We start from the raw sequence: 12,797 nt of genomic DNA, 5'->3' as shown, positions 1-12,797 counted from the left end.
CTAGGAGCCGTCTGAACGCTAAGCCGCCTCGCGCAGATTCGGCCGATGGGCGTGGTCGATGTTCCCGCTGGGCACCGCAATTTGCAAAGGTCATCGGGGACAATTCTCCTCGCCCGGCACCGGCATGCCGCGGTCCCGATGGTAAACGTCGGGAAAATAGCGGATACCGCCTTCGCCGTCCGGTTCGGCCGTGAAATAGGCGACATAGACGGGAACCGGAGCAGCCATCGGTACGGTAGCCGTCCGCCCTGCCGCGACCATGGCATCCGTGCGTGCCCGGTCCCAGCCCGGCTCGGTCGCAAGAAGCGCCGTGGCGAGGCCGAGCGCGTCCCCGACCCGGACGCAGCCATGGCTGAAGGCGCGTACGTCCTGCTCGAACAGACCCTTGCTCGGTGTGTCGTGAAGATAGACGCTGTAAGGATTGGGCATGACGAGTTTCATCCGCCCGAGTGCATTGGTTGCGCCCGGGCGCTGTCGATACCGGCCACCCTGCACGACATAGCCCTTGCGCGCCGCCTCGGCAGGACGGTTGCGCACCAGGGCGCCGACGCTTTCCGCGACGATGCTCGACGGAATCTCCCACCAGGGATTGAACGTCACACCTGTCACTGTTGCGGCGAATACCGGTGTCGGCGAGCCGGTCTTGCCGACGATTACCTCCCAGCGGCCGATTTGCTTCCGGCCGTCCCACAGCGTCGCTTCGAAGGCCGCGGTGTTAACCAGCAGGTAGCGGGCTCCAAGCATGCGCGGCATCCAGCGCCAACGATCGAGATTGGCGGCGATTGTCGCGCGCCGCGCAGGATCCTGCTCGTGCGAATAGGCTTCGCGAAGCGAATAATAAAAGGGATGCGAGGGGCGCGCCGTGCCGAACAGCCGGTCGAGGTCGTCTCGCGCCAACGACGACGCCACCGCAGCAGCCGGTTCGGCCCCAAGCGGCTCCCCCGCGATGCGCCAACCGGTGCGCAGGGACGCATTGCAGCAACCCGTCCGGTGAGCCTGCAACAGCCGGATCGCTGCCGCCGTCGCCACCGTATCAAGGCGCACCTCTTCACCGGCCGCAATCGCCGCGCGGACCACGTGCGCTTCCTTGCTGACGGGCGCGAGGCCGTCGTCGGCAGCTGCGTCGAGCCATTCGACGAGGCGTTCGGCCTGCGCCTTGTGCCAATGCGGCGGGTTGGGGACGGATGCCGCGGGCAGGAAGCAGGCAAAGGCGAGAAGCAGTAATTTCTTCATGGCTTTTCCTGTCGAAAGCCGGGGCGTGACAACATAGGGAACAATACGGAGCCGTGTCCGCACCGAAGCCCACTCGATAGCTGCACAGGGGTATGGCGGTGACAGAGCCGTCGCGGTGGCCATGGCAGTCAAGCGAGCCGAACTGCGGAGCATCTCGGGACATATACTTATTCCGACGTCAAGGCTCGCGATGATAACCTCCCGGACATGAAGAGAATTGCGACCCTTACGATGAACCCGGCCATAGATGTGGCCTATGAGGCGGACCGCGTCTTTCACACTCACAAGATCCGGGCCCGCCAGGAACATTATGACCCGGGCGGCGGCGGCATCAATGTGGCGCGTGTCATCGCCCGGCTGGGTGGCACCGCGCGCGCGCACTATCTCGCGGGCGGCGCCACCGGCGCTACGCTCGATAGTCTTCTCGATCTTCACCAGATGGTTCGCTCCCGCATCCCGATCCAAGGCAACACCCGCATAAGCACGGCGGTCTATGAGCGGGAAACAGGCAAGGAATTCCGGTTCGTGCCGCGCGGCCCCGTCGTCACCGAGCAGGAATGGCAAGCATGCCTTGACCATCTCGACGGTATCGAATGTGATTATCTCGTCGCGAGCGGATCGCTGCCGCCGGGCGTGCCCGACGATTTCTACAGCCGCCTGCAGACGAAGACGCGGGCTCGCGGGATCGAGTTCATTCTAGACAGTTCGGGGGCCGCACTCCAGCAGGGCCTCGCCGCCGGCGGCATATTGCTGGTCAAGCCCAGTCTTGGCGAGCTTCAGCAGCTTGTAGGCCGTTCACTGGCAGATCGCAGCGACATCGCGACGGCAGCGTCGGACATCGTCCACAAGGACCAGGCCCAATATGTGGCTGTGACCATGGGCCATGAAGGCGGCCTCCTCGCGCAGCGCTCCGGTGTCCTCTGGCTGCCCGCAGTGCCCGTTGAAGCGAAGAGCGCAGTCGGCGCCGGCGATAGCTTTCTGGCGGCAATGACATTCGCGCTGGCTTGCGGCCGGGATCCGATGGACGCCTTTCGATATGGAATCGCGGCAGGCGCCGCCGCCGTCCTGACGCCGGGTACTGATCTTTGCCATCGGGATGAGGTGGAACGGCTGTACGTCCTTGTCGATCCGGGCGAAACGCCGGGGGAAGCTTCGACCAATATGGCAGCGCATAGCAGCCGGGCAGCGGAGGCACAGCGCGCGTGAGAGACAAGCGCCCTGCCTTGCTGCAACGGCAGGCAAATGATCGAGCGGACGGAGAGAGAAGATGAAAGCAAGCGATGTTATGAGCCTCGGGGCGGCGACGATCACGCATGATGCTTCGCTTGCGCAGGCGATACGAACCATGGCCAACCACCACATCAGCGCCCTGCCCGTGGTCGATCGGGGCGGGCAACTCCAGGGCATTATCTCCGAGGGGGATTTCTTCCGGCGTGAAGAGCGGCCGGCTCGGCTGACCGCGCTCTTCGGCGCAGATGCCAACGCGCGCATCAACGCGCTAGAATCCCGGACCGTCGGCGAGATTATGTCGCGCGACCCGATCACGATCGGATCCGATGCATCCATGGAGGAAGCGATCGAGCTCATGGAATGCCATGCTGTCAAACGGCTTCCTGTAGTGACGGACGGTCGGGTTGTAGGCCTGATCAGCCGTGCCGACTTGCTGCATGCCTTGGTCGCATAAGCAAAGCCCTCCAGCTCGCAAATTCCTGCCGCGTACATCCGTGCCAACCTTAATCCTCTTGGCGCAGTGCTCAGGCCTCGGGCTGACACGCTGAACGGCAGATCATGCCGTTACCTCTCGCGGCCGGCTACCGCCCGGCGCGAAATGCCTTTACGCCGGGTCGTTCTCTCGGCCCGGATAATCCTGGTCGGGAACGTCTGGAATGATCTCCGGCGGCTCGGAAAAAGGATTTTCCGCCGGACCCGGCCCAGGCGGAGCCTCCGGTGGCGACTGGGGTTCGATGGTGTCTGGCGGCGGGAATTCGGGCTGGGTCGCCATGCTGTTTCTCCTCATTTCGATCTTTGCCTGCGTATTCCGACGAAGCCGGCCACTTATTCCGACACGAAGCCGGCCACCATTCCGGCGCGAAGCCGACCACCATTCCGGCGCGAAGCCGGCCATTTGAGGGTGGCCCGTGCGGGTCATTTGGGTTGATTTCCTGATTTGGTATCGAGGTCAAGCATCTTGAAGCGGTGAGCCTCTTTTCCGGAGGCTCTCACCGCTCAGTTCGATGCGGTAAGCATTGTGTACGACGCGGTCCAGGATGGCATCGGCGAGCGTGGGATTTCCTATGATTTCGTACCAGCGATCCACGGGAACCTGGCTGGTGATGAGGATCGAGCCACGATCGTATCGGTCCTCGACGATCTCGAGCACGTCGCGGCGACGATCGGCGTTGAGCGCTTCTGGCCCCCAGTCGTCGATGATGAGCAGCGAAGCGCGCGACAGCGCCCGCAGCATCCGGGCATAGCGGCCGTCACTTCTGCCCAGCGTCAGCATGGCGAACAGCCTGGAGGCGCGGTGGTAGACGACCGAGAAGTCTTCACGGCAGGCTTTCTGGCCGAGCGCGCAGGCCAGGAAGCTCTTGCCGACACCGCACGGGCCGGTGAGCAGCAAGTTGCGCTTCGAACGGATCCAGTCGCACGAGCCGAGCTTGAGGAACAAGCTGCGGTCGAGACCGCGAGCTGCTTGGTAATCGACATCCTCGAGGCTGGCGTCCTGGCGCAGCCGCGCGGTCCTGGCTCGGCTTTCGAACCGCTTTTGACGCCGCACGGTGACCTCCTGGTCAAGTAGCAGGCCCAGCCATTCGGCATGGTCGAGCCCGCGGGCTTCGGGCTGGGCATCGAGACTCTGGAAGCCTTTGGCCATGCCGGTCAGGCCGAGTTCGTTGAGAAGATCGAGCGTTGGGTGAAGCAGCATTTCTGGATGTCCTTTCAAGACAAGTAACGGGCTTTCAATGGAAGTAGCGGGCACCGCGCACATTGGCGTGGCTATCCACGCTGCCGCCCTCCTGAGCGGGCGCAGCGAGATCGAGGTTGTGCGCAATGATGGAGGCGACGCTTTTGGAGTTCAGCGCGCCGGTCGCCAGGGCGTAGGCCGACACGCTCTCCGCGCGGCTGCTGGCCAATGTCTTGTAAAGGCGCAGCACGCCCAGGCATGTGCGAAAGCCCTGCTCGGGATGGGGGCGGCGCGACAGGATGGCGATAATCAGGCCTTCGGTGTCGGGGCCGATATCGGCGCCCCAACGGCAAAAGCGCTCGGGCGACCACTCGGCATAGTGGCGGTGGGCGCGCGGCATATGCTCGGTGTGCGTGCCGTGACGCGTGGCACTGCCATAGCGGCGCTGATGAGCGGCAACGCGCTTGCCGCGGTGGAAGAGTTCGATCGTGCGCGTTGTAATGCGGGCATCAACCTGCTCGCGGATCAGCGCGTGGGGAACCGAGTAGTAGAAGCTCTCGATCTCGACGTGGTAATCAAGCCCAGTGCGGACCAGCCGCCATTCGGCATATTCATATTCGGCTGACGGCAATGCCCGCAGCGCCGGCCGTTCCAGGCTCTCGAGCAGATCCGTCCGGCTGACACCGAGCTTGCGCATCGGGCGGGTGTTCATCCACGTCATCACCTCGGCGATCGCCGCGTTGGCTTCATCCAGCGAGAAGAAGATCTGGTTGCGAAGCCGGCCGATAATATAGCTTTGCGCGAAGCGCACTCCAGCCTCCACGGATGCTTTGTCCCGGGGCTTTCTTGGGCGCGTCGGCAGCACTCCGACGTCGTAATGCGCGGCCATCCGGCCGTAGCTGCGGTTGATCTCAGGATCGTAAAACGACGCCTTGTTCACCCCGCTTTTGAGATTATCCGGGACCAGGAGGCGCGGAACACCGCCGATGTGCCGGAACAGCCGAACGTGCGAGCCGATCCAGTCCGGCAGCGTTTGCGACCAGGTCACCTCGGCGAAGGTGTAGTTCGACGCCCCCAGCACCGCGACAAAGATCTCCGCCATCCGGATCTCGCCAGTCGCCGGATCGCTGATCCCCAGCCGCTTGCCGGAATAATCGACGAACAGCTTGTCGCCGGCGACATGATGTTGCCGCATCACCGGCGACAGACGTTGCTGGAAAGCCCGCAAAAGCTCGCAAAACCGCGAGTAGCCGTAGCCGTCGGGACAGGTCTGCCGATACTCGTCCCACAAGATCACCATCGTGACCGCCGGCCGCCTGAGCTCGCGAACGAGCTGGCCCCAATCCGGCTCCGGGCGCTTGCGCACACCAAAGCGGGCCCCGCCACCGAACCGCGCAAACAGCCGCGCTTCCAGCACCTCGTCGGTGAGATCATCAGGCAGCGGCCACGACAGCTTCGCTGCCGCCGCGCGCTTCAGGGCGTCCTGCACCGTGCTGCGCGCCACGCCCACCGCGCGCACGATCTCGCGCGCCGATGCCCCTTCGTGATGCAAGCGCATGATGCGCCGTAAATGTCGCATGGTCAGCATTCTCCTGGCCGGCATCGAGCCCTCCTGTCCTCGTCAAAGGACCAGGCTCTTGCCTCAGTTGCTGACCCGCACGGGTACCCTCAATCGTCCCTGCCGGCTGGCCGGCTTCATGTCGGAACGGTGGCCGGTTTCACATCGGAGAGGTGGCCGACTTCAGTCCGGAATGGTGGCCGGCTTCACGTCGGAATCCCTGGCCGGCTTCGATCGGAATTCGCACTGCATCACCAGATCGCCGATATTTGCGCGTCGTGTATCGGGAAGCAGCGAGCCGCCACGATCCGGTGCGGTCAGGATGACATCGACGCCGCGTGCCTCGCGTGCGAAATAGTCCGCAAGCGGCGTGGCCATCTCCACGCAGCGCCATTCAATATCCGCGACTCGGCCGTCCAGCAGAGCTCGAAACTCTGCCTGGGCCTCCTTGGCTTCGCTTTCAATTTCGGCACGATCCAGTTCGATCGCTTCACCGGAAACATAAGCGCCAGCAAATGCCGTCGCCATCAACGGCTGGCACGCGGCAATTCCGATGACGCCAGCCTGCGATCGTTCGGCGAGGTCGGCAGCAACATTGAGCAGCGCGGCATTGGACCGGCCGAGCTCCAGATGCACCATCAAAGTTGCGTAACTCACTGGCGGGCCTCCTACGATGTGTCGCGTTGCCGGGACGAATTCCCAAGGTATCGACAGAAGATATCCGTAGGCTATGCGACATTGCTTCCCTATCGGGTCATCTACTTACAGGCGCGACGATGAGCGCTCTCGTCGCGTGGATCGCTCAGTAGGTTTGGCACCCGGACGGGCCTTACGGTCCCGCTCGACGCCACCGGCAACAGGCTCTCGCGCCGCGGCGGAAATCGAGACGACCTCGAATGTCGCGTGTCCGTTCGGCGGCGATGCGGGTGGATATTTCTCATGCGTGCATGATACGATTCCAGGCGCTACCGGCCATTCCGACAACGCCGTTCGCGCCCGCTCTGCCCTCTCACGCGCGCGCGAACGTCTATTGGTCGAGACTATCGCGCGATCGTTATGCTATGGCGAGGTCACCAAATGCGGGATGTGTCCAGCATTGGATTTCCTCATCGCAATATCTTCAGGTTCGTTCTTGCAACGACCTGAGACGGTGAATAGCCAGTGGCATGATGCAGATTCGCAAAACCTTGACGCTCCGCCATTCAGGCGGCGGAAACGCGCCGGAAGATGAGGGAGAGAGCATCTTCGCCCACGCGATCACCCATCAGCTGTGTGTGCGGGCAAGCTACAATCGTGGGCTGGTGATCCTTGCGCCGCACATCCTCTACGCGCGGCACGGCGACCGGTTCGCGGATGCTGTGGTTATCGAGCGCAATGGCGCCAGGTCCACCGAAACGAAACTGGGCACCTTCAAGCTTTCGGGTCTTCGCGGTGCGGTCATCACCTCAGAGCCGTTCAATCCGTTCGATGGCTATGGTGCAGGTGATGACCGTTATACCGAGACTATCATCGCCCGCATCGATTCCTGACCATGTTGGTGGATACCAAGGTCTGAGGGCGGTCGAAGGACCTGCCGGCGGGATCGCCTGCCCATGATTCCGCCGAGGGTTTCGGGCGCTTCATCGCCGGAAATCAGCCACCGCCGTCTCGCGCCAACTTTGCAAGGGTCTGAAGGCCTCGACGCAGCGATCCGGAAGGCTCTGCGATGATGTCCTCAAGCAGAATGAAACCGGCAGCGTTGCCGTGGACCCGGCAGCAACGAGCATTGCCATTGCCTTGCGGCTCTATATTTCCCCTGCCAGGACCGTGCCTCGCTTGGCCGAGCCCACGCGCAATCTCCCGGGGAGAGTCCGTAGCATTGCGTATGACATGCCCACCGCCCCCTTCGTAGGTTGCACGAGTGGAAAGGCGGGACGGTGAAGGATTTATCGGCGGCTGCGGGAACTCCCGCAGTCTACTGTATCGGCAACGAGCTGCGCCCTGAACTGATGTCAGCGCTGAGTGGTGTCGCTTCGCGTTGCTTTGCGACGCTTCACGACTTTCTTGTGGCTTCGACGCGGCTGGCGCCGGGTATCGTCCTGTTCGACGCCGACAGTGTTCAGGATGACGTGTCGGATGCCATCGCCACCCTTCGCAAGCGTGGATCGGTGCAAGCTGTGTTGCTCGCGAAGGCAGCGCCGGACTTCGCATTTGGCGTTGCCGCTATTCGGGCCGGCGCTGTCGACATCCTTGAAAAGCCGCTGTCCGAGCAGCGTCTTCTGGATGCCATCCAGCTGGCGACCAGCAAATGCGGACACCTTCACCGGCCGCCCGATGCCAGGGACATCGATCGGCTGACGGCACGTGAGCGCGAAGTCGTGGCCTGGCTCCTGCACGGGCTTACCAACAAGGAAATCGGTCGGGAGCTGGGAATCAGCCACAGGACAGTGGAAATCCATCGCGCGAGGCTGAAGCCTTCCTCCCGCAGACGCACCAATCGATCCAACTGGTGCGGAGATTCACGTAGCGACATCTACCCCGTCAGGCGGCACCTTCTCATGGAAGGAGGCCTGCCATCATGGATGATCCCGACATTTCCTACCTGCTAGGCCGCTGCCGTTCACACCGGACATTGGCCCGTATCACCAGCTGTGCTGAAGCCCGTTGCATTCATCAGCAGTTCGTCAGCAGTTACCAACGGCGGTTGCTTGCCCTGCGACGCACGCGCGCATCGGCAACTCCGATGTATCAGGAGCGGCTGGCCGCATGATGCCCGCCCGCTCGATGCGCTGGCGCCGCCGTGTACGAGCGGTAACTACACACCTGTCCCCAACGACAAACTTCGATCGGAGAAAAGATGAGTGAACTTGGCCACGATCTGCACGCGCTGTTTCCCGCGCAGCGCGAGATCCTTCACGCGCTGAAGCTGGAGAGCGCGCATTACCGCGACCTGGCCGACCGCCATCATAAGTTGGCCCAGCAGATATACCGGATCGAGGCGGGACTTGATGCCGCTTCCGATGACCGACTCGAAGACCTGAAAAAGCAGCGCCTGAGCCTGCTCGATGAGGACGCAGCGATGATTGCGGAAAGGCAGGATGCGTGATGGATTTCGACCTTATGCGCCAGCGTCTCACCGATCGCCTCTCCGAACTGAACGCCCAAGTCGAGCGCATCGAGGAGGAGCAGGGCCAACCTCTCGACGCCGATTTCGAAGAACAGGCGATAGCCCGCTAGGATGATGAAGCACTGGATGCTGTCGAGCGCTCGACGTTGGCCGAAATCGCCCTCACGCGACAGGCGCTCGCAAGACTGGATTCGGACACCTATGGCCTGTGCACCACGTGCGGGGAGCCGATAGCGCCGGCACGGCTCGAGGCGCTGCCCGCCGCCGCACATTGCATCCGATGTGCAAGCGCGGCGGAGCACGACAGGGCCTGATGGACCGCGTATGCGCCGCATCGAGGACACGAGCTTTGCTGTACTCATCCTGGCCGTGTCGATGGCCTTCGCGTGGATCGTGCAACCGCTGTTCGGCGCCATTCTCTGGGGCGTCATCGCATCGATCCTCTTCGCGCCTCTCAACGATCGCCTGCTGCGTGCGATGCCGACGCGGAACAACCTTGCCGCTCTGCTGACGCTGCTCGTGATCATGGCGATGGTAATCCTCCCCGCCATCCTGCTTTCTGCGTTCCTGCTTCAGGAGTTGGCGGGCGTCTACGCGCGAATGCAAAGCGGCGAGGCTGATCCCGGCACCTACTTCCTCCGGTTCCAGGCACATCTGCCGCAATGGCTGAAGTCGCTGCTGACAGGGTTGGGCCTGAGCGATTTCGATTCCGTCCGGACCAAATTGACCGCCGAGATTGCCGCTAGCTTCCAGACCCTGACGGCGCGAGCATTCAGCATCGGCCAGAGCGCCTTCGGCTTCGTCGTCGCCCTGGGCGTCATGCTCTACCTGACTTTCTTTCTTTTGCGCGACGGCAAGCAGGTGGCTGCCCGGGTGGAAACGGCCATTCCGCTGGATCCGGACCAGCGCGCCGCCCTGCTGGTGAAATTCGCCGCCGTTATTCGGGCGACGATCAAGGGCAGCCTCGTGGTTGCGGTCATCCAGGGCGCCATCGGCGGGATCGTCTTCTGGGCGCTGGGCATCCATAGCGCGTTGCTCTGGGGCGTGCTGATGGCGTTTCTGTCGCTTCTGCCAGCGATCGGGACAGGCATCGTCTGGGCGCCGGTCGCTGTCTATCTGCTCGTAACCGGCGCGGTCTGGGAAGGCGTCATTCTGATCCTGTGCGGCCTGTTCGTGATCGGCCTCGTGGACAATCTCCTGCGCCCGATCCTGGTGGGTCGGGACGCGCGCATGCCCGATTATGTCGTCCTGATCTCCACCCTCGGCGGTCTGCAAGTACTCGGCTTCAACGGGCTCGTGATCGGTCCGGTGGCGGCGGCTTTGTTCATCGCTGCATGGGATATATTTGCACGCTCGCGATTCCAGCCTCAATCGGATGCATCATAGGCACGTGTCACGTTCGCGGCTGCCGTGCAAAGCTTGACGCCCACCGCAACTCGACCATCTTGCTCGCCTCAAGCAGGATCAGGAGCAGCGCTGCTGACCCCATGGTGATCGCGAGGTCGGGGCCATGGAGCGGACCGAATTTAAGCAGGCTACGAAGTGCGGGAACGGTCATGATGATGGCCGCGACCGCAACCACCGCGCCCAGGACGTAGCGCAGGGCCGCATTGCCCCGGACCAGCGCGTGAAGGAGCGATGTGTCGAACGAGCGATTGACTAGGATCAGCACCAGGATCACGCCGATGAGCGAAAAGAAGGTCAACGCGCGCGCATCGGCTTCCGGCATGCCGGAATAGCTCGATGCCAGAAATATCCCGGCGAGCAGCACAAAGCCCAGCCCGCCCTGGAACACGCTCCAGCCGATCATGCGCAGCGAGAAGAGCCGTTCCTCGGGGTGGCGCGGCTTACGGTTCATCAGATCCTGCTCCTCGCGCTCGGCTTCGAAGACGAGCGCGCAGACAGGATCGATGATCATCTCGAGCAACGCGATATGGATCGGCCCGAACAGGATGGGCAGGCCGAAGGCAAGCGGCAGCAGCGCGAGGCCTGCGATCGGAACATGGACGGCAAAGATGAAGGCCATCGCCTTGCGGATATTGTCGTAGATGCGCCTCCCGAGCCGCACCGCCTTCACGATCGACCCGAAATCATCGTCGAGCAGGACGATCGCCGAGGCTTCCCGGGCGACATCGGTGCCGCGCTTACCCATGGCGATGCCGATATGCGCGGCCTTGAGCGACGGTGCGTCATTCACCCCGTCTCCGGTCATGGCGACGATTTCGCCATCCGCTTTGTATGCCGCCACGATCCGCAGCTTCTGCTCCGGCATGATCCGCGCGAAGACTGTCACCGTCTTCAGCCGTTCTGCAAGCGCCGCGTCGTCCAGGGCAGCGAGCTCGGTCCCGGTCAGCACATCGCCGTCCATGATTCCGGCCTGCGTCGCTATCGCTCGCGCGGTGGCAGCGTAGTCGCCCGTGATCATCACGACCCTGATCCCGGCGCTACGGCATTCGGCCACGGCGGCCGGCACACTGGCGCGCAGGGGATCGGCAAGGCCGATCAGACCGATCAGGGCAAAATCATGCTCCTGCTGGGATTCCGGCAAGCTGTCGCCCGGGCCAGTCGATGCCGTTGCGACACCCAGCACGCGCATGCCCCTTAGAGCCATGGTATCGACGGCAGCCTTCAGGCGCGCGCGCTCATCCGGCGACAGATGACAGAGCGCAGCGATGGCCTCCGGCGCGCCCTTGGCCGCCACCGTGCAGGCCGCCTCGGGGTCGGGCGCTTGCCAGACGTTCGACATCGCCAGCAATTCAGGCCGCAGTCCATAGCTGTGGGCCAAACTGAGCTTGGCACGGCGTTCTGCAAGGTCCGGGATGCCCGCGCCTGCCTGGTGAAAGGCGACCTCCATCGGATCGACCGGCACCGGGGCGCTGGCCAGGATACTGGTATCCAGGAGTTCGTGAAACCGGGTCGAAGGCTCGGTCACGCCGTCGACCGTCGCCGTCTCGCCCGACGCCAGCCACAGCTCCGTCACGGCCATCCGGTTCTCGGTGAGAGTTCCGGTTTTGTCGGTGCATAATATTGTCGCGGAACCGAGCGTCTCAATGGCGGCCGCCCGGCGCGTGAGGACGCCGGCTTGGGCAATGCGCCATGCCCCCATCGCGAGGAAAATCGTGAGGACCACCGGGAACTCCTCCGGCAGCATGGACATGCCGATCGCGATTCCCGCGAGCATAGCGTCGATCCATCCTCCGCGCAGGAGCCCGAAGAGCAGGACGACAAGGAGGGCGACGAAGCCGCCTCCGATCGCGCAGAGCCGGACGATCCGGGCGGTTTCCCGGCGTAGGCGCGGCGGCTCGGCATCGAGCGTCGAGAGCGACTGGCCGATCTTGCCGATCTCGCTGCGCGGGCCGGTCGCGATCGCCAGCGCCAGCCCCGAGCCGCGGGTGATGAGCGAGCCCGAATAGACAAGCGGCTGGTCCTCCCCGCCCGGCCGTCGCCGCAACGATTCCTCGCCCTGAAGCACCGCCTGCTTGCGGACAGGTACGGACTCACCGGTAAGCAGCGATTCGTCGGCCTGAAGATCGTCCGCCGCGATCAGCATCGCGTCGGCGGCGACCCTGTCCCCCTGCTCCAGGACGAGCAGGTCGCCATCGACCACCTCGCGCCCGGCAATGCGGATGCGGGTCCCGTCGCGGATCACCAGCGCACGCGGCGCCGACAGGTCGCGCAGCGCCTCTAGGACATGCTCGGTGCGGCTTTCCTGGATGACCGTGATGCCGATCGAAAAGGTCGCGAAGCCAAGGAGGATGAGCGCTTCGCCAAGGTCACCCAGCAGCATATAGGCGACGCCGCCCGCAAGCAGCAGCGCCAGCATCGGCTCCCGGACCACTTCAGCGAGAATGTGCGGCACCGTGCGCCGCCCTGCTCTAGGCAGTTCGTTCGGTCCCTGGGCATCAAGGCGTCGCCGGGCCTCCGCTGCGGTCAGCCCGGACCGGGATGGCGCGGTAGGTCGCTGGTCAGTGGCGATCGGCATCCATTCTCTTCCTGTT

The 12,797-nt window shown here is 63.7% G+C and carries 15 protein-coding genes; 9 read left to right on the top strand and 6 right to left on the bottom strand.

The features are described 5' to 3' along the window. Positions 1–90 precede the first annotated feature (90 nt). Entirely contained in the window at positions 91–1,233 is a 1,143-nt protein-coding gene (locus WFP78_RS08975; RefSeq protein ID WP_336960794.1) for a L,D-transpeptidase family protein, read from the bottom strand. A 207-nt stretch (positions 1,234–1,440) separates the two neighbouring features. Here WFP78_RS08975 and WFP78_RS08970 point away from each other — a divergent pair, with 207 nt between their 5' ends. Beyond that, on the top strand, positions 1,441–2,439 hold the full coding sequence (locus WFP78_RS08970; RefSeq protein ID WP_336960792.1) for a 1-phosphofructokinase family hexose kinase: 999 nt from the start codon (positions 1,441–1,443) through the stop codon (positions 2,437–2,439). A 61-nt stretch (positions 2,440–2,500) separates the two neighbouring features. Then, the gene (locus WFP78_RS08965; RefSeq protein ID WP_336960790.1) at positions 2,501–2,917 is read left to right on the top strand and encodes a CBS domain-containing protein; all 417 of its coding nucleotides are present in this window, start codon (positions 2,501–2,503) and stop codon (positions 2,915–2,917) included. Positions 2,918–3,067: 150 nt separating this feature from the next. Here the strand turns inward: WFP78_RS08965 and WFP78_RS08960 are convergent, their stop codons facing one another. The 4 genes from WFP78_RS08960 to WFP78_RS08945 form a co-directional block, all read right to left on the bottom strand. Continuing rightward, complete coding sequence (locus WFP78_RS08960; RefSeq protein ID WP_200866976.1) at positions 3,068–3,235, bottom strand: hypothetical protein; 168 nt, start codon at positions 3,233–3,235, stop codon at positions 3,068–3,070. Between the two features lie 177 nt (positions 3,236–3,412). Further along, positions 3,413–4,156, bottom strand: a complete 744-nt coding sequence (gene istB / locus WFP78_RS08955; protein ID WP_336960785.1) for an IS21-like element helper ATPase IstB — start codon at positions 4,154–4,156, stop codon at positions 3,413–3,415. 34 nt (positions 4,157–4,190) lie between these two features. Continuing rightward, on the bottom strand, positions 4,191–5,738 hold the full coding sequence (gene istA / locus WFP78_RS08950) for an IS21 family transposase (protein WP_336960783.1): 1,548 nt from the start codon (positions 5,736–5,738) through the stop codon (positions 4,191–4,193). A 138-nt stretch (positions 5,739–5,876) separates the two neighbouring features. Beyond that, on the bottom strand, positions 5,877–6,350 hold the full coding sequence (locus WFP78_RS08945; RefSeq protein WP_336960781.1) for a hypothetical protein: 474 nt from the start codon (positions 6,348–6,350) through the stop codon (positions 5,877–5,879). Between the two features lie 509 nt (positions 6,351–6,859). Here WFP78_RS08945 and WFP78_RS08940 point away from each other — a divergent pair. The 7 genes from WFP78_RS08940 to WFP78_RS08915 all read left to right on the top strand — a co-directional run bounded on the left by WFP78_RS08940 (position 6,860) and on the right by WFP78_RS08915 (position 10,185). Then, a complete protein-coding gene (locus WFP78_RS08940; RefSeq protein ID WP_336960779.1) occupies positions 6,860–7,222 on the top strand; it encodes a hypothetical protein in 363 nt (120 codons plus the stop codon). Between the two features lie 387 nt (positions 7,223–7,609). After that, entirely contained in the window at positions 7,610–8,281 is a 672-nt protein-coding gene (locus WFP78_RS08935; RefSeq protein ID WP_336960777.1) for a response regulator transcription factor, read from the top strand. Beyond that, on the top strand, positions 8,251–8,442 hold the full coding sequence (locus WFP78_RS08930; protein ID WP_336960775.1) for a hypothetical protein: 192 nt from the start codon (positions 8,251–8,253) through the stop codon (positions 8,440–8,442). Before WFP78_RS08935 ends, WFP78_RS08930 begins: the two co-directional genes overlap by 31 nt. A gap of 87 nt (positions 8,443–8,529) precedes the next feature. Next, positions 8,530–8,778: an HP1242/YdcH family protein gene (locus WFP78_RS08925; protein ID WP_336960773.1), complete on the top strand. Its 249-nt coding sequence runs from the start codon at positions 8,530–8,532 to the stop codon at positions 8,776–8,778. After that, complete coding sequence (locus tag WFP78_RS08920; RefSeq protein WP_336960771.1) at positions 8,778–8,909, top strand: hypothetical protein; 132 nt, start codon at positions 8,778–8,780, stop codon at positions 8,907–8,909. Before WFP78_RS08925 ends, WFP78_RS08920 begins: the two co-directional genes overlap by 1 nt. Positions 8,910–8,945: 36 nt before the next feature. Further along, positions 8,946–9,113: a TraR/DksA family transcriptional regulator gene (locus WFP78_RS23395; protein WP_419722942.1), complete on the top strand. Its 168-nt coding sequence runs from the start codon at positions 8,946–8,948 to the stop codon at positions 9,111–9,113. A gap of 10 nt (positions 9,114–9,123) precedes the next feature. Next, complete coding sequence (locus WFP78_RS08915) at positions 9,124–10,185, top strand: AI-2E family transporter (RefSeq protein ID WP_336960769.1); 1,062 nt, start codon at positions 9,124–9,126, stop codon at positions 10,183–10,185. Between the two features lie 7 nt (positions 10,186–10,192). On the opposite strand, the gene WFP78_RS08910 is transcribed toward WFP78_RS08915, so the two are convergent. Then, a complete protein-coding gene (locus WFP78_RS08910) occupies positions 10,193–12,781 on the bottom strand; it encodes a cation-translocating P-type ATPase (protein ID WP_043153848.1) in 2,589 nt (862 codons plus the stop codon). Positions 12,782–12,797: the final 16 nt, after the last annotated feature.

Source organism: Sphingobium aquiterrae, from assembly GCF_037154135.1.
In the GTDB taxonomy this organism is placed as follows: domain Bacteria; phylum Pseudomonadota; class Alphaproteobacteria; order Sphingomonadales; family Sphingomonadaceae; genus Sphingobium; species Sphingobium aquiterrae.
The sequence above is the reverse complement of the archived record's forward strand: the minus strand, read 5'-3'. Positions and strand labels throughout refer to the sequence as shown.

Excerpts from the sequence above, each read along its gene's own strand:
- WFP78_RS08930 (WP_336960775.1), top strand. The coding sequence starts at position 8,251 with ATGGATGATCCCGACATTTCCTACCTGCTAGGCCGCTGCCGTTCACAC.
- WFP78_RS08975 (WP_336960794.1), bottom strand. The coding sequence starts at position 1,233 with ATGAAGAAATTACTGCTTCTCGCCTTTGCCTGCTTCCTGCCCGCGGCA.
- WFP78_RS08920 (WP_336960771.1), top strand. The coding sequence starts at position 8,778 with ATGGATTTCGACCTTATGCGCCAGCGTCTCACCGATCGCCTCTCCGAA.
- WFP78_RS08925 (WP_336960773.1), top strand. The coding sequence starts at position 8,530 with ATGAGTGAACTTGGCCACGATCTGCACGCGCTGTTTCCCGCGCAGCGC.
- WFP78_RS08965 (WP_336960790.1), top strand. The coding sequence starts at position 2,501 with ATGAAAGCAAGCGATGTTATGAGCCTCGGGGCGGCGACGATCACGCAT.
- WFP78_RS08910 (WP_043153848.1), bottom strand. The coding sequence starts at position 12,781 with ATGCCGATCGCCACTGACCAGCGACCTACCGCGCCATCCCGGTCCGGG.
- WFP78_RS08940 (WP_336960779.1), top strand. The coding sequence starts at position 6,860 with ATGATGCAGATTCGCAAAACCTTGACGCTCCGCCATTCAGGCGGCGGA.
- WFP78_RS08970 (WP_336960792.1), top strand. The coding sequence starts at position 1,441 with ATGAAGAGAATTGCGACCCTTACGATGAACCCGGCCATAGATGTGGCC.
- WFP78_RS08915 (WP_336960769.1), top strand. The coding sequence starts at position 9,124 with ATGCGCCGCATCGAGGACACGAGCTTTGCTGTACTCATCCTGGCCGTG.
- istA (WP_336960783.1), bottom strand. The coding sequence starts at position 5,738 with ATGCCGGCCAGGAGAATGCTGACCATGCGACATTTACGGCGCATCATG.
- WFP78_RS08960 (WP_200866976.1), bottom strand. The coding sequence starts at position 3,235 with ATGGCGACCCAGCCCGAATTCCCGCCGCCAGACACCATCGAACCCCAG.
- istB (WP_336960785.1), bottom strand. The coding sequence starts at position 4,156 with ATGCTGCTTCACCCAACGCTCGATCTTCTCAACGAACTCGGCCTGACC.